General features: G+C 70.9%; 22 protein-coding genes. 11 read left to right on the top strand and 11 right to left on the bottom strand.

All coding sequences use genetic code 11. The features are described 5' to 3' along the window. Positions 1 to 52: 52 nt before the first annotated feature. From ACZ7MG_RS15790 to ACZ7MG_RS15780, 3 genes are all read right to left on the bottom strand, one after another. Positions 53 to 1,021: a hypothetical protein gene (locus tag ACZ7MG_RS15790; RefSeq protein WP_471380230.1), complete on the bottom strand. Its 969-nt coding sequence runs from the start codon at positions 1,019 to 1,021 to the stop codon at positions 53 to 55. Positions 1,022 to 1,162: 141 nt separating this feature from the next. Then, positions 1,163 to 2,203 (bottom strand): zinc-dependent alcohol dehydrogenase, encoded by a 1,041-nt coding sequence (locus tag ACZ7MG_RS15785; RefSeq protein WP_471380231.1) that lies wholly within the window; start codon positions 2,201 to 2,203, stop codon positions 1,163 to 1,165. Next, entirely contained in the window at positions 2,200 to 3,357 is a 1,158-nt protein-coding gene (locus ACZ7MG_RS15780; RefSeq protein WP_471380233.1) for a mandelate racemase/muconate lactonizing enzyme family protein, read from the bottom strand. The genes ACZ7MG_RS15785 and ACZ7MG_RS15780 overlap by 4 nt, the downstream gene beginning before the upstream one ends. Before the next feature lie 258 nt (positions 3,358 to 3,615). On the opposite strand from ACZ7MG_RS15780, the gene ACZ7MG_RS15775 reads away from it, so the two are divergent. From ACZ7MG_RS15775 to yjfF, 6 genes are all read left to right on the top strand, one after another. Continuing rightward, positions 3,616 to 4,524: an SCO2400 family protein gene (locus tag ACZ7MG_RS15775; RefSeq protein WP_471380234.1), complete on the top strand. Its 909-nt coding sequence runs from the start codon at positions 3,616 to 3,618 to the stop codon at positions 4,522 to 4,524. A gap of 420 nt (positions 4,525 to 4,944) precedes the next feature. Then, on the top strand, positions 4,945 to 5,991 hold the full coding sequence (locus ACZ7MG_RS15770) for a LacI family DNA-binding transcriptional regulator (protein WP_471380235.1): 1,047 nt from the start codon (positions 4,945 to 4,947) through the stop codon (positions 5,989 to 5,991). Positions 5,992 to 6,152: 161 nt separating this feature from the next. Further along, a complete protein-coding gene (locus ACZ7MG_RS15765) occupies positions 6,153 to 7,163 on the top strand; it encodes an ABC transporter substrate-binding protein (protein ID WP_471380237.1) in 1,011 nt (336 codons plus the stop codon). 105 nt (positions 7,164 to 7,268) lie between these two features. Further along, entirely contained in the window at positions 7,269 to 8,810 is a 1,542-nt protein-coding gene (locus ACZ7MG_RS15760) for a sugar ABC transporter ATP-binding protein (RefSeq protein ID WP_471380238.1), read from the top strand. A gap of 11 nt (positions 8,811 to 8,821) precedes the next feature. Beyond that, a complete protein-coding gene (locus ACZ7MG_RS15755) occupies positions 8,822 to 9,958 on the top strand; it encodes an ABC transporter permease (RefSeq protein ID WP_471380563.1) in 1,137 nt (378 codons plus the stop codon). Beyond that, positions 9,958 to 10,989 carry a galactofuranose ABC transporter, permease protein YjfF gene (yjfF, locus tag ACZ7MG_RS15750; RefSeq protein WP_471380239.1) on the top strand — a complete coding sequence of 344 codons (1,032 nt, stop codon included), beginning with the start codon at positions 9,958 to 9,960 and terminating at the stop codon, positions 10,987 to 10,989. Before ACZ7MG_RS15755 ends, yjfF begins: the two co-directional genes overlap by 1 nt. 128 nt (positions 10,990 to 11,117) lie before the next feature. Here yjfF and ACZ7MG_RS15745 read toward each other — a convergent pair whose 3' ends face one another. The 6 genes from ACZ7MG_RS15745 to ACZ7MG_RS15720 all read right to left on the bottom strand — a co-directional run bounded on the left by ACZ7MG_RS15745 (position 11,118) and on the right by ACZ7MG_RS15720 (position 14,961). Then, complete coding sequence (locus tag ACZ7MG_RS15745) at positions 11,118 to 11,960, bottom strand: alpha/beta fold hydrolase (RefSeq protein ID WP_471380241.1); 843 nt, start codon at positions 11,958 to 11,960, stop codon at positions 11,118 to 11,120. Between the two features lie 64 nt (positions 11,961 to 12,024). After that, positions 12,025 to 12,486 (bottom strand): GNAT family N-acetyltransferase, encoded by a 462-nt coding sequence (locus tag ACZ7MG_RS15740; protein ID WP_471380242.1) that lies wholly within the window; start codon positions 12,484 to 12,486, stop codon positions 12,025 to 12,027. A 69-nt stretch (positions 12,487 to 12,555) separates the two neighbouring features. Then, positions 12,556 to 13,224, bottom strand: a complete 669-nt coding sequence (locus ACZ7MG_RS15735; RefSeq protein WP_471380244.1) for a DUF305 domain-containing protein — start codon at positions 13,222 to 13,224, stop codon at positions 12,556 to 12,558. A 112-nt stretch (positions 13,225 to 13,336) separates the two neighbouring features. After that, entirely contained in the window at positions 13,337 to 13,747 is a 411-nt protein-coding gene (locus ACZ7MG_RS15730) for a DUF6153 family protein (RefSeq protein WP_471380245.1), read from the bottom strand. A gap of 85 nt (positions 13,748 to 13,832) precedes the next feature. Next, positions 13,833 to 14,345, bottom strand: a complete 513-nt coding sequence (locus ACZ7MG_RS15725) for a DUF4396 domain-containing protein (RefSeq protein WP_471380246.1) — start codon at positions 14,343 to 14,345, stop codon at positions 13,833 to 13,835. A 178-nt stretch (positions 14,346 to 14,523) separates the two neighbouring features. Then, positions 14,524 to 14,961 (bottom strand): MarR family winged helix-turn-helix transcriptional regulator, encoded by a 438-nt coding sequence (locus ACZ7MG_RS15720; protein ID WP_471380247.1) that lies wholly within the window; start codon positions 14,959 to 14,961, stop codon positions 14,524 to 14,526. A 149-nt stretch (positions 14,962 to 15,110) separates the two neighbouring features. Between ACZ7MG_RS15720 and ACZ7MG_RS15715 the strand changes: the two genes are divergently transcribed. Beyond that, positions 15,111 to 16,133: an NADP-dependent oxidoreductase gene (locus tag ACZ7MG_RS15715; protein ID WP_471380249.1), complete on the top strand. Its 1,023-nt coding sequence runs from the start codon at positions 15,111 to 15,113 to the stop codon at positions 16,131 to 16,133. Between the two features lie 136 nt (positions 16,134 to 16,269). On the opposite strand, the gene ACZ7MG_RS15710 is transcribed toward ACZ7MG_RS15715, so the two are convergent. Then, positions 16,270 to 17,454, bottom strand: a complete 1,185-nt coding sequence (locus tag ACZ7MG_RS15710; protein ID WP_471380250.1) for a serine hydrolase domain-containing protein — start codon at positions 17,452 to 17,454, stop codon at positions 16,270 to 16,272. A gap of 26 nt (positions 17,455 to 17,480) precedes the next feature. Next, on the bottom strand, positions 17,481 to 20,057 hold the full coding sequence (locus tag ACZ7MG_RS15705; protein ID WP_471380252.1) for a M14 family zinc carboxypeptidase: 2,577 nt from the start codon (positions 20,055 to 20,057) through the stop codon (positions 17,481 to 17,483). Positions 20,058 to 20,739: 682 nt separating this feature from the next. Between ACZ7MG_RS15705 and ACZ7MG_RS15700 the strand changes: the two genes are divergently transcribed. The 4 genes from ACZ7MG_RS15700 (at position 20,740) to ACZ7MG_RS15685 (ending at position 24,305) form a co-directional block, all read left to right on the top strand. Then, the gene (locus ACZ7MG_RS15700; RefSeq protein WP_471380254.1) at positions 20,740 to 22,041 is read left to right on the top strand and encodes an RNA-guided endonuclease InsQ/TnpB family protein; all 1,302 of its coding nucleotides are present in this window, start codon (positions 20,740 to 20,742) and stop codon (positions 22,039 to 22,041) included. Positions 22,042 to 22,154: 113 nt separating this feature from the next. After that, the gene (locus ACZ7MG_RS15695; RefSeq protein ID WP_471380255.1) at positions 22,155 to 22,373 is read left to right on the top strand and encodes a hypothetical protein; all 219 of its coding nucleotides are present in this window, start codon (positions 22,155 to 22,157) and stop codon (positions 22,371 to 22,373) included. A 69-nt stretch (positions 22,374 to 22,442) separates the two neighbouring features. Next, on the top strand, positions 22,443 to 23,021 hold the full coding sequence (locus ACZ7MG_RS15690) for a TetR/AcrR family transcriptional regulator (RefSeq protein WP_471380256.1): 579 nt from the start codon (positions 22,443 to 22,445) through the stop codon (positions 23,019 to 23,021). A 57-nt stretch (positions 23,022 to 23,078) separates the two neighbouring features. Then, on the top strand, positions 23,079 to 24,305 hold the full coding sequence (locus ACZ7MG_RS15685) for an SGNH/GDSL hydrolase family protein (RefSeq protein WP_471380257.1): 1,227 nt from the start codon (positions 23,079 to 23,081) through the stop codon (positions 24,303 to 24,305). Positions 24,306 to 24,319: the final 14 nt, after the last annotated feature.

Raw genomic sequence — 24,319 nt, 5'->3', positions numbered from 1 at the left:
TGACCGTGTGTTGGTCTGTGAAGTCAGTTGTCCGGAACGTTATGCGGGCGTGTTACGCGGGTGTTCCGAACCGCTTCAAAGCGCCCGGCAGCCGCGTGCCGAGCGGCGCCATGTCGCCGTCCGCCCCGTGCCGCGCGAGCAGGTCCAGGGCCAGCCGGCCGCGCCGGACGCGTTCCTTGGCCGTGGACAGCGTGAGGTCCCGCATGTGGTGCCCGTAGGGGTAGATCCCGGGGGCCTTCGACAGGCCGAACTTCAGATAGATCGGCGCGCCGCGCCGGATCAGCTCGGCGACCTCGTACATCCGCACATAGCCGCCGAGGTCGTCGGGCGCCTCGATGTACATGTCCATGGGAGCCCCGGACACCCGCCGGATCTCCGTGAGGTGGTCGAGCGTGAGGTCGCTGGGCACGTTGATCGAGTCGCCGCCGAGGTTCTCGTACACGGCGTACGCGGTCGGGTTGACCGGTCCGATCAGCGCCGAGACCTTGAAGGTCGTGTCGGCGGGCAGGATGCCCTCCACGCGGGCCCTGTGCAGGGTCCACAGCACGCCCTCGTCGGCGACGAGCAGGCACTTCACGCCCAGCTCGGTGGCGCGTACGGCGTCCTCCACACAGCCGGCGACCGCGTCGTGGCCGCGGGCCCGCAGACCGGCGCCCTTGGAGTCGGTACGGGTGGAGCCGCCGATGTCCCAGGTGCCGCGCGGGCCGGTGAAGAGGCAGAGTTCGATGTCGCGCTCGGCCGTCGCCTCCACCATCTCGGTGATCTCGGCGTCGGTGAGCATCCAGACACCGCTGCCCTGGCTGATCCGGTGGATCGGTACGTCGAGCCGCGAGGCCTCCTTGAGGACCACGCCGAGCGCCTCGGGCCCCTCCACGGAGGGCACCTCGGTGCGCCAGCGCCCGCCTTCGGGGAAGGTGTGCGGGGAGGCGTCGGAAGGGTCGAGGGCGGGTGCGTTCAGTCCGAGCGCGGCGAGGGCCTGCTCGCCGGGTCGGCGCGGCGCCGGAGCGGTGGTGTCGGTCACAAGCTGTCCTCTGCTGCGATCTGATGCGATCAGGTTCGGTATTTCGGACGAGGTTCGCGGCTCTTGGTGCACAAAGCTCTTGGGTGTACGCCGGTACGAAGTCGTCAGGTACCCCGTACCGGCGTACGGCTCAGGGGTGTGTCATGGCCGCAACAGGACCTTTCCGACGGTCGGGTCACCGGACCCCACCAGCTCGATGGCGCGCGGGAACTCCGCCAGCGGCAGCTCGTGCGTGACGAGCGGCAGCGGGTCCAGCAGTCCGGCCCCGAAGACCCGCACGGTGTGTGCCCAGGCGTCCGGCGCCGCGCCGAACACCGTGTGCACCTCCAGCTGCCGTACGACGAGGTCCGTCGGGTCGAGCCCGTCCGCGCCCGGCGCCGGGATGCCCGTGAGGACCAGCCGCCCGCCGCGCCGCAGCAGGGCGGCGGCCGTACGCGCCGCGTCCGCGGACCCGGCGGTCTCGATGACGACGTCGAAGTCGCCCGGGAGCTCCTGGTCCTTGGTACGGAAGTCCGTCGCGCCGAAGCGCTTCGACAGCTCCGCCCGGTCCGGCCGGGTGCCCACGACGAGCAGCTCGGCCGGGGACGCCGCCTTCAAGAACTGAACGGCGAACATCCCGAGCGTCCCGGTGCCCACCACGGCGACCCGCTCGCCCGGGACGGCGTTCGCCTTGAGCGCGGCGGCCGCGATGCACGCGGCCGGCTCCAGGAGTGCCGCCGCCGTCAGATCCGCGTCGTCCGGCAGGACGTGCAGCAGACGGGCGGGCAGGGTGAGGGTCGTGGCCATCGCGCCGGGCTGGGTGAACCCGGTCTCCTCGTACCCGGCCGAGCACAGCGTGGTCTCGCCCGCATGGCAGCGGTCGCACACCTGGCAGTTGCGGAATCCCTCGCCAACTACCTTGCGCCCTACAAGACTTGAAGGAACACCGTCACCCACGGCAGTGACCGTACCGGACCACTCGTGGCCCGGCACGAGCGGGTAACGGACGTACCCCTCGGGCCGGTTGCCCTGGAAGACCTCGCGGTCGCTGCCGCAGATCCCGGAGGCGTGCACCCGGACCAGAGCCTCACCGGCCGCCGGCTGCCGCGCCTCGTGCGGGACGAGCCGGTGCTCGCCCGGCGCCTCGATCACGACCGCGGCCGCCGGGGTGCCGGCGCCGGCCGCGTCGGGCGAGGCGCTCACGCGGTCCCCTTGGGCTTGCGCTGCTCCCAGCCCTCGGCCCACAGATCGAAGCGCGCCTGCTGCTGCGGGAACTCCGCCGCCGCGTCCACGTCCAGCTCGACCCCGAGGCCGGGCTTGTCGGAGAGGTGGAAGTAGCCGTCCACGACCTCCGGGGCACCCGAGACGACCTTCTTGATCTCCGCGTCCGCGAAGTCGTTGAAGTGCTCCAGGATCTTGAAGTTCGGCGAGGTGAAGCCGACCTGGAGGGAGGCCGCGGTGAGCACCGGACCGCCCACGTTGTGCGGGGCGACCAGCGTGTAGTGGGTCTCGGCGGTCGCGGCCAGCTTGCGGGTCTCCCAGATGCCGCCGATGTGGCCGACATCGGGCTGGATGATGTCCACGGCCTGGCTCTCGAAGAGCTCCCGGAACTCGATCCGGTCGTGGATCCGCTCACCCGTGGCCACCGGGATGTCGACCTTGGCGGCGACCTTCTCCAGCGCCTTCAGGTTCTCCGGCGGGCACGGCTCCTCCAGCCACGCGGGCTTGAAGGGCGCCAGGTCCTTGGCGAGCCGCACGGCCGTCGAGGGCGAGAACCGGCCGTGCATCTCCAGCATCAGCTCGGCGTCCGGCCCGATGGCGTCGCGCACGGCCTCGATCAGGGAGACGGCGTACAGGCTCTGCTCGTGGTCCAGCTCGAAGTGGCCGGTGCCGAAGGGGTCGATCTTGAGCGCCTTGTACCCGCGCTCCATGACGCCCTGCGCCGCCTTGTGGTACGCCTCCGGCGTGCGCTCGGTGGTGTACCAGCCGTTGGCGTACGCCTTGACCTTGTCGGTGACCTTGCCGCCGAGCAGCTGCCAGACGGGGACGCCGAGGGCCTTGCCCTTGATGTCCCAGCAGGCCATCTCGATGACGGCGATGCCCGACATCACGATCTCGCCGGCCCGGCCGTAGTCGCCGTACTTCATCCGCTTGACCAGATCCTCGACAGCGAACGGGTCGGAGCCGAGAATGTGGTTGGTCTTCGCCTCGTGCAGATAGCCGAGCAGCGCGTCGGTGTGGCCCAGCATGCGGGTCTCGCCGACGCCGGTGAGCCCCTCGTCGGTGTGCACCAGGACGTAGGTCAGGTTTCGCCACGGCGTCCCGACCACGTGCGTGCTGATTCCCGTGATGCGCACGGTACTCCCTGTCCTCTGTGGTCTGTTCGAAATTTCGTCGCTCGTTCGAAATGCTGGTCGCGACAGTAAGGACGACCCGGTCGGAGTGTCAATGGGTCGAACCCACAACGGTTTCGCGTCGATGGCGGCGATGGCCGGGATCGCGCGCAAATGATCCGGACCGTACCCGCCCCGGAGGCCTGGTACACCAGGCCCCTACACAACCTTCACGGGCCGACCCGGGAACGTCACCGCTGCGGAACATAATCTTCCGGCGTCATGGATTACTGCCACCCGTGCCAACGGCACCTCAATGGCGCCCTCTCCTGCTCGGGGTGCGGCGCGTCGGCCGAAGAGTGCCGGACCCACGCCGACGCGTCGGCGGCCCGGGACGCCATGGCCGCGGACGGACACGACGGCCCGGCCGGGGGTGATGCCGGCGACGCCCCCGAGGCCCCCGGCGCCTTCGGTGCGCCGCGTGGCGGGCGCCGCGCCCGAGGCCGCGGCCGGGGCCGGGGCGCACGGGCGGAGCGGGCCGACCGGGGCGGTGCGGCCGAGGGCGCCGACGCCCTCGACGAGTCCGACACCTCCGACTCGCCCGACACCCCCGACGCCTCCGAGGTCACGGGCGGTGGGCGCCGGTCCCGCTCCCGGTCCCAGGGCCGTGGCCGGGGCGCGCGGGCCGGCCGCCGTGACCGCAAGGCCGCGGCGCACCGCCGCCGACGCCGGCGGGTGCTGCTGGCCGGAGCCGGTCTGCTGCTCGCCGTGGGCGGGCTGAGCCTCGCCGAACTCGGCATGGAGGCACCGCCGCGGGAGCCCCGCGCGGCCGTGGTGGACGACGTCTCCGACGTCTCCCCGTCGGCCACGGCCGGCGACGCCGAGGGGGCCGGCGAGGGCTCCGGCACCGCCGACGACGCCGGGAAGGACGGGAAGAAGCCGGACAAGTCGGCCTCCCCGTCGGCCTCCGAGTCCGAGAAGTCCGAGGACGAGGACGCCGCCGAGGACGAGGACCGGCCCAAGGATCGCTCGGCCTCCGACGCCTCGGCGACCCCGGTCCCTTCGGCCCAGGACCCCACCGCCGACCCCGAGGAGACCGACGCCCCGACCGCCGAACCGACCGCGGACGACCCCGCTCCGGAACCCAGCCCCTCGGAGACGTGCAAGCAGTTCCTGTGGTGGTGCTCCTAGGGCGCGCCACCGGCCATCACCGCAGGTCGAAGCCCCCGGGCAGGGGTCCTTGCCCGGGGGCTTCGCCGTGCCCGGGCCCGCCGCCCACCGCCCCGCACGGGCCCCCGCGTTATGGAACCGTGACGACGAGCCTGCCGCAGCCCTCTTGACCGCCATGAATTGTTAGCGCTCACAATGACCTCCGCATTCACCAGTCGACGCCGCAGGGCATCCGAGGAGGTACGAGCGTCGTGCAGGCAGCGCTCCAACTCGCCTTACCAGCGGCCGACCTGGGGCTTTCCGGAATCCCGGCGTGAAGCCGACGGCGCGGAACCATCCGCCGACCGCACCGGACTCGCCCACAACCGGCGAGTTATCGGCACCACGGGACCCGTCAGCACCACCGAACCGTCCGTCGTCGACCACCGAGGAGGTGTGGCCGTGACCCACTCGCAGCTCCGGCCGCCCACCATGGCCGACGTGGCACGCCAGGCCGGTGTCTCCCACCAGACCGTCTCCCGCGTCCTGGGGGACCACCCCAACGTGAAGCACGAGACCCGGGCCAGGGTGCAGCGCGCGATCGAGGAGATGGGCTACCGCCGCAACTCCTCCGCACGGGCCCTGGTGACCCGGCGCACCCAGACCCTGGGCGTGGTCGCCTCCAACACCACGCTCTACGGCCCCGCCAGCACGCTGTTCGCGCTGGAGGAGGCGGCCCGCGCCGAGGGGTATCTCGTCTCGACGGTCAGCTTGCGCGAACTGACCGTGGAGACCCTCTCCGAGGCCGTCGACCGCCTCAGCGACGGCGGTGTGGAGGGGGTGATCGCCCTCGCCCCGCAGCGCTCGGCGGTCGCGGCCCTCGCCGAACTCCGCCACCCCTTCCCGGTGGTGGCCGTCGGCACCGGCTCCGGTTCCGAGATCCCCAGCGTCAACGTGGACCAGGAACTGGGCGCGCGGCTGGCCACCGGCCATCTGCTCGCCGCGGGGCACCGCAGGGTCTGGCACCTCGCCGGACCCGAGGACTGGCAGGAGGCGGCGGACCGTACGGCCGGCTGGCGGGCCACCCTCGAAGAGGCGGGCGTCGAACCGCCGCAGCCGCTGCGGGGGGACTGGAGTCCGCTGTCGGGCTACCGGGCGGGCCAGGAACTGGCCGGCTGGGTGGGCCGCGGTCTGACCGCCGTCTTCGTCGCCAACGACCAGATGGCACTGGGGGTGTTGCGCGCGCTGCGGGAGGCGGGCGTCCGTACGCCCCAGGACGTCGCGGTGGTCGGCTTCGACGACATCCCGGAGTCGGAGTTCTTCGCCCCGCCGCTCACCACCGTCCGGCAGGACTTCACCACGGTGGGCCGGCGCGGTATCGCCCTCCTGCTCGACCTGATCGAGGGCCGGACCCCTGCCGGGCCGTCCCGTATCGCCATCGAACCCCAACTCGTCGTCCGCGCCAGCACCTTCCCGTACCTTCCCCAGCCGGGGACCCCTCCGGGCTGACGCGGCACCGAACACCCCAGCGTTTTTCATCCCTCAGCGTGGCCGACATTTCGAACGATGATCGACAGGTTGGACGTAGTCCGACAGGTTGGACGCAGTGCGGCCGGTCCACCACGAGTACCAGCGGTCCGTCCCCGGACCGGCTCTTCAAAGGAGAAGACATGCTCAACAGACGAAACTTCCTCTTCGCGGCGGTCGGCGTGGCGGCCGCGACGGGTCTGACGGCCTGCGCCAAGGAAGACGAAGGCTCCACCGGTTCGGACTCCGCCGGCGGCGGCAGCAAGAAGATCACCCTCGGCTTCTCCCAGGTCGGCTCGGAGAGCGGCTGGCGCAGCGCCAACACCGACTCGGTGAAGTCCGCGGCCAAGGAGGCGGGTTACACCCTCAAGTTCTCCGACGCGCAGCAGAAGCAGGAGAACCAGATCTCCGCGATCCGCAGCTACATCGCGCAGAAGGTCGACGTCATCGCCTTCTCGCCGGTGGTCGTCACCGGCTGGGACGCGGTGCTCAAGGAGGCCAAGGCCGCGAAGATCCCGGTCGTCCTCACCGACCGCTCGGTCGAGACCTCCGACGACTCCCTGTTCGTCACCCTGGTCGGCTCCGACTTCACCGACGAGGGCCGCCGCGCCGCCAAGATCCTGGAGAAGGTCCTGGAGACGGCCGGCCACAAGGGCAAGGTGAAGATCGCCCAGCTGGAGGGCACCACCGGTGCCGCCCCCGCGATCGAGCGCGCCAAGGGCTTCAAGGAGGTCATGGACGCCGAGCACAAGGACGACTGGGAGATCGTCGTCAGCCAGACCGGCGACTTCACCCGCGCCGGCGGCAAGCAGGTCATGGCCGCCTTCCTGCAGTCCAACCCGGACATCAACGTCCTGTACGCCCACAACGACGACATGGGCATCGGCGCCATCCAGGCCATCGAGGCGGCCGGCAAGAAGCCCGGCAAGGACATCCTCATCGTCACGGTCGACGGTGTGAAGGACGGCTTCGTGGCCATGTCCGAGGGCAAGATCAACGCCATCGTCGAGTGCAACCCGCTGCTCGGCCCCCAGCTGATGGAGGTCGTCCAGACGGTCCACGACGGCGGCACGGTCGAGCGCTGGATCAAGACCAAGGAGAGCGACTTCATGCAGGACCAGGCCAAGGACGCCCTCCCCACCCGCAAGTACTGACCGACCGCACCCTCCGGTGGGGAGCCCCCGCGCGACCGGCCCGACGGCCGGTCCCGGGGCTCCCCGCGGGGCTGAACGAATCCACGCATTCTGAGGAGCGCTGCCATGGCAGAGCCGCGGCCCGTCCTGGAAATGACGGGCATAGTCAAGGAGTTTCCGGGGGTACGGGCTCTGTCCGGCGTCGACTTCCGGCTCTTCCCCGGCGAGATACACGCTCTGATGGGCGAGAACGGCGCCGGAAAATCAACGTTGATCAAGGTGCTGACCGGGGTGTACACCCTGGACGGCGGCACGATCACCCTGGACGGCGAGTCCGTACGCTTCGCCAGCCCCCTCCAGGCGCAGCAGGCCGGGATCAACACGGTCTACCAGGAGGTCAACCTCTGCCCCAACCTCTCGGTGGCGGAGAACATCTTCATCGGCCGTGAGCCCACCCGCTTCGGCCGCATCCAGTGGAAGCGGCTGCGCAAGGAGGCCGCCGAGCTGGTCGACCGCCTCGGCCTCGACATCGACGTGACGGCCCCGCTGTCCTCGTACCCGCTGGCCGTGCAGCAACTGGTCGCGATCGTACGGTCGGTGGGCACCGGCGGCGAGGAGGGCAAGGGCACCAAGGTGCTCGTCCTCGACGAGCCGACCTCCAGCCTCGACCGCGACGAGGTCCTCGAACTCTTCCGGCTGATGCGGCGGTTGAAGGACGAGGGCGTGGCGATCCTCTTCGTCTCGCACTTCCTCGACCAGATCTACGAGATCTGCGACCGCATGACCGTGCTGCGCAACGGCACCCTCGTCGGCGAGCACCTGGTCAGCGAACTCGACCAGGTCGGTCTGATCCAGCTGATGATCGGCAAGGACCTGGACCAGCTGGAGGAACTGCACGAGCAGCAGCTGCACGCCGACGTCGGCGAGACCCTGCTGCACGCGGACGGCCTCGGCCGCACCGGCGGTATCGCCCCCTTCGACCTGGACATCAAGAAGGGCGAGGTCGTGGGCCTCGCCGGTCTGCTCGGTTCGGGCCGCACCGAACTCGCCCGGCTGCTCTTCGGCGCCGACCAGCCCGACAGCGGCAAGGTCACCGTGGGCGGCAAGCAGGTCCCGATGCACGCCCCGAACGACGCCATCGCCGCCGGGGTCGCGTTCTGCTCGGAGAACCGCAAGACCGAGGGCCTCGTCCCCGATCTGACGGTCCGGGAGAACATCATCCTGGCCCTCCAGGCGTCCCGCGGCTGGACCCGGCCCATCCCGGCCGCCCAGCGCGACGAACTGGTCGCCAAGTACATCAAGGCCCTCGACATCCGGCCCGCCAACCCCGAGGCCCGCGTAGGGCAGTTGAGCGGCGGCAACCAGCAGAAGGTGCTGCTCGCCCGCTGGCTGATCACCCAGCCGAAGCTGCTGATCCTCGACGAGCCGACCCGCGGCATCGACGTCGGCGCCAAGGCCGAGATCCAGAAACTGGTCGTCTCCCTCTCCGAGGACGGCATGTCCGTCCTCTACATCGCGGCCGAGCTGGAGGAGGTCCTGCGCCTCAGCCACACCATCGGCGTGCTGCGCGACCGCAAGCTCGTGGCGAAGCTGACCAACGGGCCGGAGATCACCACCAGCAGGATCCTGGAGACCATCGCGAGCGGCGAACACGGAGAGAACCAGTGAGCACCCCACCTGTGGCGACGACGGCCACGACCGGCACGGCATCCCGCTGGCGGGCGCTGACACACCACCATCTGTTCTGGCCCGTCGCGGTCCTGGTGGCCCTGCTGCTGATCAACGTCCCGTTCACCCCCGACTTCTTCTCGATCAAGATGACGGACGGCCACCTCTACGGCAGCCTCGTCTCGATCGTGCTCTTCGGCTCGCCCCTGATCCTGGTGGCCGTCGGCATGACCCTGGTCATCGCCACCGGCGGCATCGACCTCTCGGTCGGCGCGGTCGTCGCCATCACCGGCGCCCTGACCTGCTCGTACATCAGCGACCAGGCCGACCAGAACGCGCTGGCCGGAGTCTTCCTGGCCATGGGCATCGGCCTGGTCGCGGCGGTGCTCTGCGGTCTGTGGAACGGCTTCCTGGTCGCCCGGATGGGCATCCAGCCCATCATCGCCACGCTGATCATCATGGTCGCGGGCCGGGGCGTCGCCCAGCTGATCACCGACGGCCAGATCATCACCATCAACAGCGAGCCGTACAAGCTGATCGGCGGCGGCTACTGGCTGACGCTGCCCTTCTCCATCTTCGTGGTCGCGGCCGTCGTCGCCGTCACCGTGGCCCTCACCCGCAAGACCGCCCTCGGCCTGCTCGTCGAGTCCGTCGGCGGCAACGCCGAGGCCAGCCGCCTGGTCGGCATCCGCTCCCGCCGCATCAAGATCATGGTGTACGTCTTCTGCGCCCTGTGCGCGGGCATCGCGGGCCTGATGATCAGCTCCAACACCTCGGCCGCGGACGGCAACAACGCCGGCCTGTGGATCGAGCTGGACGCGATCCTCGCCGTGGTGATCGGCGGCACGTCCCTGCTCGGCGGCCGTTTCTCCATCGGCGGCACGGTGATCGGCGCTCTGGTCATCCAGACCCTCACCACCACGATCTACACGATCGGCGTGCCCACCCAGACCAACCTGGTCTTCAAGGCCGCCGTCGTCATCGTCGTCTGCCTGCTGCAGTCCCCGAAGTTCCGCGCGAAGGTCTTCGGCGCCCGCTTCGGCCCCAAGTCCGGTACGCGGAGCGGCGGCACGGGCACGTCGCCCGCCGCCCCGGCGAAGACCGTCACGACGCCCGCCGACGCGGCCCCCAAGATGGAGGTGTCGTGATGACCGCGACCACCAAGACCCCCGCGGCCCCGGACAGCCGTACGCCGTCGACGACGTCGAAGGTCGCGCAGGTGCTCGGCGACCGGCGCCTGCCCGTGCTGGTCACCGCCGCGCTGTTCCTCACGATGTACATCGCGGGCCTCAGCCGCTACCAGAACTACGGTTTCGGCGAACCGCAGGTCTTCCTCAACCTCTTCATCGACAACGGCTATCTGCTGGTCGCGGCCGTCGGTGTCACCTTCGTCATCCTGTCCGGCGGCATCGACCTGTCCGTCGGCTCGGTGATCGGCTTCACCACGATGTTCACGGCCTGGCTGGTGGAGCGCCAGGGGGTGCCGCTGCCGCTCGCCGTCCTCCTCGCGCTCGGCGTCGGCGCGTTCGGCGGGTTCCTGATGGGCTATGTGATCCAGAACTTCGAGATCCAGCCGTTCATCGTCACCCTCGCCGGACTCTTCCTCTTCCGCGGTCTGTGCCTGGTCATCAGCAAGGAGTCGATCTCGATCAGCGACTCCTCGGTGAGCAGCCTGGCCCAGACCCGGGTCTCGCTGGGCCTCGGCGACCTGTCGATCGGCGCGGTCGCGGCCCTGGTCGTCATCGGCATCGCGTTCTACGTGCTGCACTACACCCGCTTCGGCCGCCGGGTGTACGCCATCGGCGGCAACGAGCAGTCGGCGATGCTGATGGGTCTCCCGCAGGGCGGCACCAAGATCGCCGTGTACACGGTGAGCGGCTTCTGCTCGGCCCTGGCCGGCCTGCTGTTCATGCTGTACATCCAGTCCGGCGACCCGCTGCACGCGGTCGGCATGGAACTCGACGCGATCGCCGCGACCGTCATCGGCGGCACGCTCCTCACGGGCGGCTCCGGCTACGTCCTCGGCACCCTCTTCGGCGTCCTCGTCCTCGGCCTCATCAAGAGCATCATCCAGTTCGAGGGCACCCTCAGCTCCTGGTGGACGAAGATCGCCACGGGTGTGCTGCTGTGCGCGTTCATCCTGATCCAGCGGGCGATGACGGCCCGCAAACAGACATGACGGCGCTCCGGCAGGCCTGAACGAACCTGAACGGACTTGAGCCGACCTGATCGGCTCTGTACGGAAGGGGACGCTCGCCCTCGCGGGGGCGGGCGTCCCCTTTCCTGTTTCCTGCTTCTCCCGCTCTCTCAGTCCAGGAACCCGGCGACGGTCGCCACGAACCGGCCCCCGTCGTCCAGCCACGGATGATGCCCGGCCCCCGGCTGTACGACGAACTCCGCGCCCTTGGCGAACAGCGCGGCGTACTCGGCCATCGCGCCGGGCGGCGAGTTGAGGTCGACCTCCCCGGCGAGCACGAGCACGGGCGCCCCGAACCGGCCGAACGCGGCCCGCGTCCCCTCCGGGTCGAAGGCCCCCTCGCTCCCGAAGATCCCGGCCGCCTCCGGATTGCGCTGCTCGGCGTCGGCGGCGTCGAGCGCCCGCGCCGCCTCGTCCCAACGCCCGTGCAGGAACGGCGAGATGGCCTCCCAGGACCGCTCGTCCCCCCGCCCCGCCACGACCTCCTCCAGCGCGGCGTACCCCTCCTCGAACCACGGCTCCCCCTCCCGCAGCCGAGCCACGGCGAGCCGCTCCGCACCCCCGATCGCGATCCCGACCCCGAGCGGACTGGGCGTCACGAGCACCAGCCGCCCCACCCGCTCGGGATACGCCCGCACATACGCGGCCGCGAGATTGGCCCCGGCACAGTGCGCGAGCAGATCCAGCCGCTCCACCCCGAGATGCTCCCGCAGCGCCTCCACGTCCCCCACGAGCCGGTCGCACCGGTACGACGAGGTGTCCTCCGGCACCGCCGACTCCCCGGTACCCCGCAGATTCAGCCGCACCACCCGCCGGTACGCCCCCAGCCCACCGAGATCCCCGAGATAGGCGGAGGCCCGCATGGGCCCGCCGGGCAGACAGACGACCGGCGGCCCGCCCCCGACCACGTGGTGGGCGAGCAGGGTGCCGTCGGGGGCGCGAAAGGTGGTCATACGGCCGAGCCTCACAGCCGCTTCCCGGCAGGGCAACCGCAATTCGCCGCGCCCGGCGCCACCGCTATGCCTCGGCCCGCGCCCCGCTGCTCCCCGAACTCCCCTTCATCACCCGGTACATGCCGATCGAGTCGTGCGTGGCGGTGTCGGCGAAGCCGAACTGCTCGTAGAGGAAGCGGGCGGGGCCGTCGGCGATGAGGGAGACGTAGGCGGTGGCGGGGGCCCGGCGTTCCAGTTCGCCGGTGAGCGCGGCCATGATGCGCTTGCCGAGGCCGCGGCCCTGGTGGGCGGGGTGCACGCAGATGTCGACGATCTGGAACGCGGTACCGCCGTCGCCGATGACCCGGCCCATCCCGATGGGCTGCCCCGCGTGCCGGAGTATCACCCCGTGCCAGGTGTGGGGGAGCGCGAGCGCCACCGCTTCGGGGTCCTTGTCGGAGAGACCGGCGTCCGTGCGCAGCCGGCGGAAGACCTCGACGGAGGGCACGCCCACACTCAACTCGTAAGGGTCAGTGTCGTTAATCATGTATTACATGCTAGTGGGCGGGGAGGGGGAGCGGGAGCGGGTGTCCGCCCCCTCCCCGCCGCACGGCCGTCAGTTCGTGCCGGACTTCCCGAGCAGCTCGTTCATCTCGGTGATCTCGGCGGTCTGCGCGGTGACGATGGCGTCGGCCATGGCCGTGGCGGGCCCGTACGCGCCCTTGTCCTTCTCGGTGGTGGCCATCTCGACGGCGCCTTCGTGGTGTTCGACCATCATGGTCAGGAACAGGGTGTCGAAGGCGGTGCCGGACGCCTTCTCCAGTGCGGCCATGTCCTGGTCGGCCATCATCCCGGGCATCCCGGACTCCCCGGCCCCGCCCGAGTGCTCCATGCCCGGCATCGAGGTTCCGCTCGGGACCTCCTCGCCCCAGGCCTTCAGCCAGCCGGTCATGGTCTCGATCTCCGGGTCCTGCGCCTTCTCCACGCGCGCGGCGAGGTCCTTGACGGCGGCCGAGGACGCCCGGTCGGCGGCCAGTTGGGCCATGTCCAGCGCCTGCCGGTGGTGGGGGATCATGCCCTGCGCGAAGGTCACGTCCTGGGCGTTGTGGGTGCCGGCATCGGCGTCGGCACCCGCCGATGCCGACGCCGACCTGGAGCCGTGGCCGCCTCCGTCGTGACCGCTCCCGCCGTCACCACCGCAGGCGGTGAGCACGAGGGCGGCGGTGACGGACACGGCCGTCACGGCGGTGAGGCGGGCCAAGGCACGGGTTCGAGTGGTGCGCATGCTGAAACTCCTGCTGTCGCTGTGCGAAAGGGATCCGGATCCGGACGTGCCGAAGCGCACCGTGTCGCCGGGCCTGGCCTGCTCGGGCCGGGGACGCGGTGCGGGGTGGTGTCTAGATCCGCAGGAGTTGGAGTTCCGCCAGCGACGGGGGAGCGCGGGCGCCGTCCGGGGGTGCGACCGCGTACGCGCACAAGGCGTCGGCGGTCACGGGTACGGCCACCGGGTCGGGCACGAGGCCGGGCAGGGTCGGCCCGTCCTTCACCGCGCTCGACGCGCAGGTCGGGTCGGCGTGCTGGGCGTGCTCCGTGCCGCAGCCGCCGGGACAGCCCTCGTGAGCCTCGGTCGTGGTCGTGGTCGCAGCCTCGGCCATCACCCCGTGCCGTGGCTCGGCGTGTTCGCCGCCGACGCCACCGGGCGCCAGCGCGTGCATCCCGAACAGCCCGGCCAGCAGCCCGAGCACGAGCACCACCCGCCACCGCCCGCGAGGCGGTCGCGCGCGATGTTCCTGTGCGCGGACTGTCATGGCCGTGATCCTACGGAAGCGGTCCGACTCCACGGCGGGCGGGCCGAGTTGATACGCCACCCGCGCCCCCGCACCGTGCCCGGCCTCAGTGGTGGGCGTGGACGACGGCGTGCCCCTTGCCCCGGCCGATCATCCACTTGTTGATGGGCGTGGTGACCAGGAAGGCCACCGCGAAGCCGCCGAACAGGGCCGACCAGAACAGCCCGTCCGACAGCTCGGCGTCCATCGCCCCCGGGGTGAGGGCGATGATGCCGTTGTCGACCAGTTCCATCACGGCGATCGACACGGTGTCGGCGGCCAGCGCCACCTTCACCGCCCCCCTGAGGTCCAGCCCCGCCCGGCGCACCGCGAACAGCGTGAACGAGTACCCGAACACGAACGCGAGCGTGATCGCCAGCACCATGGTCGGCACGTTCCCCCACCCCAGAGCCGTCCCCACCACCATCCCGAGCACTTCCCCGACGACACACCCGCTCAGACAGTGCACCGTCGCCCGCACGGCCGTCCCCCAGGAGGCCGCCCCTCGCCCATGACCGCCGCCGCCCTGACCACCGTGCCCGCCATGACCGCCGTGGACTCCCTGCTCGCCGTAGTCCATGGGTCTCCTCCCGGGTCCGAGTCCTCGCCCTTGCGGCACGCCCTCGACTATACCCCCTAGGGGTATGCCTCGCAGGGTTCGTCACCCCCGCGCCCGCTCCGCGTTCCACCCCGCCATCGCCCCTACGCCGAGGCCCACCACCCCGCGCCCCGGCGGCCAGCTCCACCCGTCCCCCCGTCTACGCCCCCAGCATCCGCCGCAACAGATCCCGCAGCGACTCCCGCTCGCCGGCGCTCAGCCCGGCCAGCGGCTCGCGGGCGAAGTCCAGGGAGTCGCGGAGGCTGCCGGCCACCCGGCGGCCCTCGGCCGTGGCGGCGGCCAGCTTCACGCGGCGGTCGTTGGGGTCGGGGCGCCGTTCGACCAGTCCCCGGGCCTCCAGCCGGTCCACGATCCCGGTCACGTTCGACGGTTCGCAGCGGAGTTTCTGGGCCAGGCGGCGCATGGGAAGCGGTTCCAGGGAAAGAAGGCCGAGGAGGCGGGCCTGGGCGCCGGTGAGCGTGTGTTCGGCGGCGGCGTCCTCGTACTCCTCGTGGTAGCGGGCCACCACCGTGCCGATGAGTTCGACGACCTCCATGGTCAGCGGGTCGATGCGGGGGGTCGTCTTCTGGGTGGGCATGGCTTCGAGGCTACCTCTTTACTTGACAACATGAAATATTCAAGCGCATGGTTGTTTCAGGTAGTGAAGTAACCGCACGGTATGCACCGCCGCATGCGACAGCGCATGGACCACCGCATGCCCCCGCACCCGCAGGAAGGCCCACCCCCATGTCCGAGACCCCCGCCCTCCCCGCCACCAGCCGTGAATGGCACCTGCTGAGCCGCCCCGTCGGCTGGCCCAAGGACGAGGACTTCGCCCTGGTCGAGGCGGAGATCCGGCAGCCCGGCGCGGGTGAGGTCCTCGTACGGAACAAGTACCTCTCCGTGGACCCGTACATGCGCGGTCGGATGAGCGACGCGAAGTCGTACGTCGCCCCGTTCGAGCTGGGCAAGGTCATGCAGGGCGGGGCCGTGGGCGAGGTCGTCGCCTCGGCGGCGGACGGCATCGCCGTCGGCGACCACGTGCTGCACTTCGGCGGCTGGCGCGAGTACGCCACCTTCGACGCCAAGCAGGCCGTGAAGGTCGACCCGGACGCCGCGCCGCTCTCCACCTACCTCGGCGTCCTCGGCATGACCGGCCTCACCGCCTACGCGGGCCTGCTGCGGGTCGGCTCCTTCAAGGAGGGCGACGCGGTCTTCGTCTCCGGCGCGGCCGGTGCCGTCGGCAGCCAGGTCGGCCAGATCGCCAAGCTCAAGGGCGCCTCCCGCGTCATCGGCTCCGCCGGCTCCGACGAGAAGGTCAAGCTCCTGGTCGAGGAGTACGGCTTCGACGCCGCCTTCAACTACAAGAACGGCCCGGTCTGGGAGCAGCTCAAGGCGGCCGCCCCCAACGGCATCGACGTCTACTTCGACAACGTCGGCGGTGAGCACCTGGAGGCCGCGATCGGCGCGCTCAACCTGCGCGGCCGGGCCGTGATCTGCGGCATGATCTCCCAGTACAACTCGACCGAGCCGACCCCCGGCCCCCGCAACATGGTCAAGATCCTCCAGAACCGCCTCCGCGTCGAGGGCGTCCTCGTCGGCGACCACTACGACTTCCAGCCCCAGTTCGTCCAGGAAGTCGGCCCCTGGGTCGCCTCGGGCGCCCTCAAGTACCGCGAGACCGTCGTCGAGGGCATCGAGAACAACCTGGAGGCCTTCCTCGGCGTCCTGCGCGGCGACAACACGGGCAAGATGATCGTCAAGCTCTGATCCGGCGCTGGTCTCAGCTCTGACCCGGCTCCGATCCCGAGCCACCCGTGACGAACGCCCGCTCACGTTCGTTGCACACGACGGAGTCCGCACCCCTGGACGTGGGGTGCGGACTCCGTTCGTGTGTGCGGGGCCCTCAGAGGGCCAGTGCCAGCGCCGCGCTGTGGACCGCCCGTACGAAACCGGCGTTCTCCGGCGCCGACCCGCCCGGGAACGCCATACGGCGGCGGGTGTAGCCGTAGGCGAGACCCGCGCGGGGGTCGGCGAAAGCCTGGGAGCCGCCCGCGCCGCTGTGGCCGAAGGTGCCGGCGCCGAGGAAGGGATGGACGAGTTCGGCGGTGGCCTGGAAGCCGAGGCCGAACGCCTTGGGGGCACGGGAGACCAGGTCGTGGCCGAGGGAGTGGACCTGGCCGACCTCGCCGATGGTGTCGGGCTTGAGGAGCGGCGGGCGCCCGTCCACCTCGCTGACGGCCGCCGCGTACATCCCGGCGAGCCCGCGCGCCGAGCCGACCCCGCCCGCCGACGACTGCCCGCTCGCGCGCACGATCCGGGCGTTGGGGAAGTCCGTCAACTCGCCCGGCTCCGGCACCTGCTGGTTGAACGCGATCGACGCCAGCGTGTGTGGCCCGCGCTCCACCGCGTCCAGCTCGGCCTGCTGGGCGGGCGTCGGCGTCATCGGCAGCACGGTCCGGTAGCGCGGCTCGTGCTCGTCCGGCAGCCCCAGGAAGAGGTCCAGTCCGTACGGGGCGCGCACCCGCTCCTCGTAGACCTCCTGGAGCGTACGGCCCGTGGCCCGCCGTACGACCTCTCCGGTGAGCGCGCCGATGACGAGCGCGTGGTAGCCGAAGGCGGCGCCCGGACGCCAGAACGGGCGCTGGACGGCGAGGCGTTCGGCGAGGACACGGTCGTCCGCCAGCTCCTCCAGGGTGAACCCGGCGTCGGTGCCGACGAGCCCGGCCCGGTGCGCGAGCAGCTCCCGCAGGGTCAGCGTGCCCTTGCCCTCGGCCGCGAACTCCGGCCAGTAGTGGGCGACTTCACGGTCCAGCTCCAGGACACCGTCCTGGACGAGAAGCGCGACGACGAGATGGGCGGCACCCTTGGTGGAGGAGAACACGCCGTGCAGCGTGTCGCCGCCCGTCGCCGCCACCTCCTCGGGGCCCGCCCACAGGTCCACGACCCGCCGTCCGTGCACATACGCGGCCAACTGCCCCTCGTAGTCGGCCCGTTCCCCGGCCACGAACACGGCGAACTCCTCGCGCACCGCCTCGAAGCCGTCGGCGACCGTGCCGTGGACGCCGGCCGTCCGGTTTCCCTCGGTCATGCGCGCTCCCGTTTCCTTGACACCCGCTACTTGATCACTGTTAGCAACGCCCGCCCCACCTGCGGGAATTCCCCCTTCGGATGGTCACGGAAGAGAGGTTCCGTGCCGAAGAGGACCGCGTTCGGCCCGCTGACCACGGAGGGCCGGCCCGCAGCCGCCGCCGGGCCGCCGGAGCCGTCGTCCAGCGGCCGCCAGTGCCCGGAGACCAGCGGGTTCCCGGCGCCGTACGACTGCTCGACGCTGACGCCGGCGCCGAGATCGGTGAACCACACGGGCGCGTAGACGAAGCTGTGGTCCGGCGCGCCGCCGGTCACGGCGCCGCCCGAATTCACCACGCGCACCACGCCGTTGGCGTCCCCGTTGCCCTGAACGGCCGTCGCCTTCAGCTGCCCGGTGGCCGAGGCGAGCGCCGCGCCCGTCGCACCCCGGCCGACCAGCCCGTGCCCGGCGAGGAACCCGGCCAGCGCCGTACGCGCGGACGCGCTCAGCCCGCCGTACGACAGCCCCGACGACACGAACAGCACATCGGCCCTCGACTTCGACCAGTCGAAGCCCGCGTTGAGGATCGCCGTCGACACGGGGACGACCTCGAAGTTCATCTCCCGCAGCGCGAACAGCTCACCGGCCGTGACGGCGGCGGCGACGCGGACCTGACGCAAGGGCGTGCCACTCAGGCTCCTCGTCCCGTCGAAGGCCACGTCGTACGACCGGGCCAGCGCCTCGGCCCTCCGCCGCGCGGACGCCGGTACGAGGGCGCTGCCGTCGGCCGCCTGCCGTACCGAAACCCCGTCCGCGAGAAGGGAGTTGAGGGCGGCGATCTCCTGCGGGGTGTCGAGGCGCAGCCGCAGGTCGCCGTGCGGGGCGACATACCCGACACGGGCGGCGGCCGTCACCGGCCGGGCGGGTACGGCCGCCGGACGCCCGCTCCGCGCCTCCGCCACGGTGGCGCCCCACAGCCGCCCCAGGCTCCAGCCGGAGATGTCGTACATCACCGAGACCTTGTCGCTGATGTCCCGCCCGTCGGCGAGCAGCACATTGGCCATGCCGCGCTTGGGCTGGCGCATGTCGACGACGTACGAGCCCTTCGCGTACGACCGCCCGTCGAGCCGGAAGGAGCGGGTCGCCCGGGTCACCCGGACGTCGTTGGCGAGGAGATGGTCGACGAGGCGCGCGGCGGCCGTGGCGGACCGCTGGGCGCCGCCCGCCGGAACGACGTACGCGCTCGGGAACTCGGTCGTGTACACGTCCTCGGGTCCGATGCCGGGCACGCCGGGGACGGTCGCCTCGGAGACCGGGACCTGGGCGGCGCCCGCTCCACCGCGCCGGAACACCTCGATCTGGTCGGCGATCAGCGAACTCCGCCGCTCCCGCACGAAGTCGAGGGTCGCGCGCAGCGCAGCGCCCGCCACATCGACATTGATCGCGGACCGGCGACGAAGCTCCTCGACCGGCAACGACTCGTACGCCGCGTTGTTCACCTGGAGCGGGATCTCCACGGTGTGCGCGGCGACCGTGCCGTGGAAGGCCGCGTACTGCGGGGTGAAGATCGGCGGCCAGTCGTCCCAGCCCTCCGCCGAGTCCCGGAACGGGATCTGGGCCGGGTCGACACCGTCCTTCGCGGGCGTGTAGCCGAGGCCGTTGACGGCGGACTCCATGCGCAGCGCGTTGGCGTAGGTGTTCTTCAGGAAGAGGTCGTACTCGTAGTTCTCGCCGTGCGGGGGAGTGGTCGGCTCGATGAGGGTGCCGTTGACGTACCCGTGCAGATCGAGCATCACGGCCGGCTGCTTGTCGATCTGGATCTGCCGCATCGCCCGCACTTCGGGCTGCGAGGCGGTGACGAAGTCCCGGTTCATGTCGAACCCGGCCGCGTTGGTGCGCGTTCCCGCGATCCGGCCGTCCGGGTTGGCGGTGATGTTGAAGTACAGCCGGGAGCGGGCGAGAAGCTCCTTCGTCCGCGCGTCACCCGCGGTCGCCAGCCGCTCGATGAGCTTCAGGGAGGCGTCCGTGCCCTCCCACTCGTTGCCGTGGATGTTGTTGTTGAAGAAGACGGGCGTCTTGTACGACTTGGCGATGCTCCGGTCCTTGGCCGCCGACCTCGGCGCGCTCTCGATCAGTTCACGCATCCGCGTCTGCTCGCGCGTCTGCCGCGCGGTCTCCGGCGCGGTCACGGTGACGAGGTACAGCCGGTGCCCGCCGGCCGACCGCCCCGCGATCTCCACGCTCACCCGGTCCCCGAGCTTCTGCAGGGCGTTCAGCTTCGGCGCGATGGCGTGATACGGCGTCAGCCCGAGCTTGATGGACTTGTCGGCCGGGTTCTCCGGCTCGGGGGAGAGGACCTGCTCACGCGGATAGCCGCGACGGGAACCGGCCGTGTCGGCGAGCCGCGCGACCGGAGCCGTGAGGGCCCGCTCAGCCGCGCTCGCCGGGGCCAGCGCGGCGCCCTGCGGCAGCGCGGAGCCCTCGCGGACGAGCGGTGCGGGGGGCTTGGGGTCGGCACCCGCGGGATGCGGGGCGACCAGGACCGTACCGGCCGCTGTGGCGGCGACGGTGACGGCGGTCACGGCGAACAGTGCGGGTCTCGGGCCGGGTCTCGGCGGACGCACGCTACCTCCTGGAGTGGGGTTCCTTCTGGAGCGGTTCCTTGGACGTGCCGGTGCGGATGTCGACCACAGGTGGTCTACCTGTTCGACTCACGGGCAACAAGAGGGCACGGCGGCCACGAGGGCATCGAAGGAACGTGAGCGAGGGCCGCCCCACGACCCGACCGCCCCCACCGGCCTACTCCTCGACACGGTCGGGAACCACCCCAGACGGCGGACCCTGGTCCAGCCCACTCCTTCGAACCCGGCTGAACATGATGTCGATCAAGCCCAGGCGGCCGAGAATCGACGGCCGAGAATCGACGGCCGGGAATCGGAGGCGTAGAACCGACGGCCGGGGACCGTCGGCGGCTGCGGTCCTCGGGTGTCAGGCATCAGTGATGATCTCTCCCAACCGCCGGTCTGACCGCCTACCTTGCTTGTCGGGCAGGGCGCTTGGCCCTTCAGGGGCGGGGGAATGCCCACTCCCGCGTAGCGGAGCAGGGGGAGCCGAATCGCTGTCAGTACGATTCGGCGTCTCTCGGGAGAATGCGGTGGGGGCGGCCTCAAGCCGTTCGTGGCGCCGATACGTTGAGGTCCCTGTGGTCGGGGTTGCCTTGAAAGGCGAGGGCGTGTCGGTCACTCTCACGGGTGATGTTGATCGAAGGCGTGCGCAGGTGGGGAACGGGGTGTCTAGGTTCGTGGCATGTCACGTTTCCGGATGTATCCGTCGCCCGCGCAGGCTGAGCAGATGCTCACGCACTGCGCGCACGCGCGGTACGTGTGGAATCTCGCTGTCGAGCAGCACGATCACTGGCAGCGGTGGCGTAAGCGTCCGCCTGGTTTCGCGGAGCAGTGTCGTCAGCTCACCGAGGCCCGGCGGGAGAACGAATGGCTGGGCTCGGGGAACGCGGACGTACAGCAGCAGGCGTTGAAGGACTTCGCCCAGGCCAAGAACGCCCGGTTCGCGTCCGGGTTCGGTGAGCCGACCTGGCGCAGGAAACGTGTGCACGAGGGTTTCCGGGTCATCGGCACCGTCCGCGTTCCGGAACATCAGGCGGATGGGTCGGCGAAGCTGAACGCGAAGACCGGCAGGCAGGTCCTGGGCCGCTCAGTGGTCGTGCACAGGCTCAACCGGCGGTGGGCGCAGGTCAGGGTGCCAGGCTGCGGCTGGGTCCGCTTCCGCCTCAGCGCAAAGGGCAAGGGTGCGAAGTTGCCCGCCGCGAAGACGTTCCGGGTCACCTTCCGCAACGGGCAGTGGCACATCGCCTTCGCCGTCATCCCTGATCCGGCCCCGGCGCCCGGCACGGAGACGGTGATCGGCATCGACCGGGGTGTCACCATCACTGCCGCCCTCTCCGACGGCCGGACACTGAACTGCCCCCAGTTCACGGTCAAGGAACGCGCCCAGATCCGCAAACACCAGCGGCGCGCGGCCCGGGCAAAGAAAGACAGCCCCCAAAAGGCAGCCGACCACGCGAACGTGGCCAGACTCAAGGCACGGGAGGTGAACCGGCGCAAGGACTGGTGCGAGAAGACCAGCACCATGCTCGCCCGCTCCTATGACCTGATCCGGTTCGAGAAACTGAACATCAAGAACATGACCCGCTCGGCGAAGGGAACTGTGGAGCAGCCCGGCAGGAACGTGGCGCAGAAGTCGGGCCTGAACCGGGCAATCCTCGCCCAGGGCTGGGGTCTGCTGCGCCAGCGCACCGAGCACAAGGCCCCCGGCCGGGTCGAAGACGTGCCCGCCCCCTACACAAGTCTGCGGTGCAGTGTCTGTGGATGGATCGACAAGAACTCGCGCAAGAGCCAAGCCGGGTTCGTCTGTTCCTCCTGCGGCTTCAGCTGCAACGCGGACACCAACGCAGCAATCAACGTCGCGGCAGGACAGGGCGGGATCCCCCGCCCCCGGCGCACAGCCGGTGCCGGAGGGACGACACCGCCCACCAAGCGGTCGAGCGTCCGTGAACCTCAGCCCACCTGGGTTGGAATCCCCCTCTTTTAAGAGGGGGAGGATGTCAATCCACGGCGAACCTGTTCGAACTGCCCCTCTCCTGCCGATACGGCGTCGGTGCCATCGGCGGCCCGGCTTCGCTGGCGGGAGCTGGCCGTCCACGAGTGGCTGGGCGACCGCCCGGTGCCGCGACCGCGGACCGGGCCTGCGCCCCGCGAGAGACGGCCTTCTACGACCGCCACCAGGACTACAACCGCCGATACGCCCAGGGCGAGCGCCCCACCGGAATCCCGGACACGGCCGCAGCGCTGATCACCCGCTACGCCCCCCTCGCCAAGGAGATGGCGGACTTCTTCCGCAGCCTGGAAGCCTCCGATGCCTAATAGGTAATCCCAGTTGCCTAACACTTTTAGGAAACTGCATAATCGACGCGTCCGAACGAGAGGATGACCATGGCGCGCGCAGGCCTCACCCCGGAGCGACTGGCCCGGGCGGGCGCGGAGTTGGCCGATGAGATCGGCTTCGACGAGGTGACCGTCTCCGAGTTGGCCCGGCGCTTCGAGGTGAAGGTCGCGAGCCTGTACTCGCATGTGCGGAACTCCCAGGACCTGAAGACCCGGATCGCCCTGCTGGCCCTGGAGGAACTGGCCGACCGGGGCGCCACCGCACTCGCCGGCCGGGCCGGGAAGGACGCGCTCGCGGCGCTCGGGAACGTGTACCGCGACTACGCCCGCGCACACCCCGGCCGGTACGCGGCGGCCCAGCTGAGACTGGACCCGGCGGCGGCAGCGGCCAGCGCGGGCGCCCGGCACTCACAGATGACCAGGGCGATCCTGCGCGGCTACGACCTCACCGAGCCGGACCAGACCCACGCCGTCCGGCTCCTCGGCAGCGTCTTCCACGGCTACGTCAGCCTGGAGGCGTCCGGCGGCTTCAGCCACAGCGCCCCCGACTCGCAGCAGAGCTGGGACCGCGTCCTCGACGCCCTCGACGCCCTGCTGCGCAACTGGCCTGCGGCGCCGACCGGTTGACCGCAGCAACCGCCCCGTCCGCCCCCGTCCGCCCCCCACCGATCGTCAGGTTGAGCCATGCCCACGAACCCGCACCGGACCACCACCCCCGCCACCACGTCCAGCACCACGCCCGGCACCACGTCCATCTCCACCCCCCTCACCGCCGACCTCCTGCGCGGCGCCCTGGAGCTGGAACACACCGAGCGCGGCGGCGTCCTGCCGCACCGTCTCCCGGCCAGGGCCCGCGCCCAGTGCACCGACCCCCAGCTCGCCATGGTCGAGTCCCAGCCCTCCGGCGTACGTCTGCTCTTCCGCACCCGCGCCACCACGATCGAACTCGACGCCCTGCGTACCAAACGGACCTACGTCGGCGCCCCGCCCCGCCCGGACGGCCTCTACGACCTCGTGGTCGACGGCAGCCTGACCGCCCAGGCGAGCGTGCCGGACGGCAACATCATCACCGTCGACATGACGGCCGGAACGGCGGAGCACCGGCCGGGGCCACCCGGCACCGTGACCTTCACGGACCTCCCCGACACCCTCAAGACCGTCGAGATCTGGCTCCCGCACAACGAGACCACCGAACTTCTCGCCCTGCGCACCGACGCCCCCGTCGAACCGGTCACCGACCGGGGCCGCCGGGTCTGGCTGCACCACGGCAGCTCCATCAGCCATGGCTCCGACGCGGCGAGTCCCACCGCCATCTGGCCCGCCCACGCGGCCTCCCTGGCCGGGGTCGACCTCATCAACCTGGGCCTCGGCGGCAGCGCCCTCCTCGACCCCTTCACCGCCCGTGCCATGCGCGACACCCCCGCCGACCTGATCAGCGTCAAGATCGGCATCAACCTCGTCAACCACGACGTGATGCGGCTGCGCGCCTTCACCTCGGCCGTCCACGGCTTCCTCGACACGATCCGCGACGGCCACCCCACCACCCCGCTGCTCGTAGTCTCCCCGATCCTCTGCCCCATCCACGAGGACACCCCCGGCCCCAGCGCCCCCGACTTCACCGACCTCACCGAGGGCCGCCTCCGCTTCCGCGCCATGGGCGACCCGGACGACCCCACCCCCGGCAAACTCACCCTCCGCCTCATCCGCGACGAGCTCAAGGCGATCGTGGCCCAGCGCACCCCGGAAGACCCCCACCTCCACCACCTCGACGGCCTCACCCTCTACGGCGAGCCGGACGCCCCCACCCACCCCCTCCCGGACGACCTCCACCCCGACGCCGAAACCCACCACCTCATCGGAGAACGCTTCGCGGCCCAGGCCTTCACAGCAGAGGGGGTATTCGCGCCCTAAAGGGCCGCAGGCCC

Source organism: Streptomyces sp. NPDC107538 (genome assembly GCF_055657445.1).
This window is presented reverse-complemented; position numbering and strand designations above follow the sequence as displayed.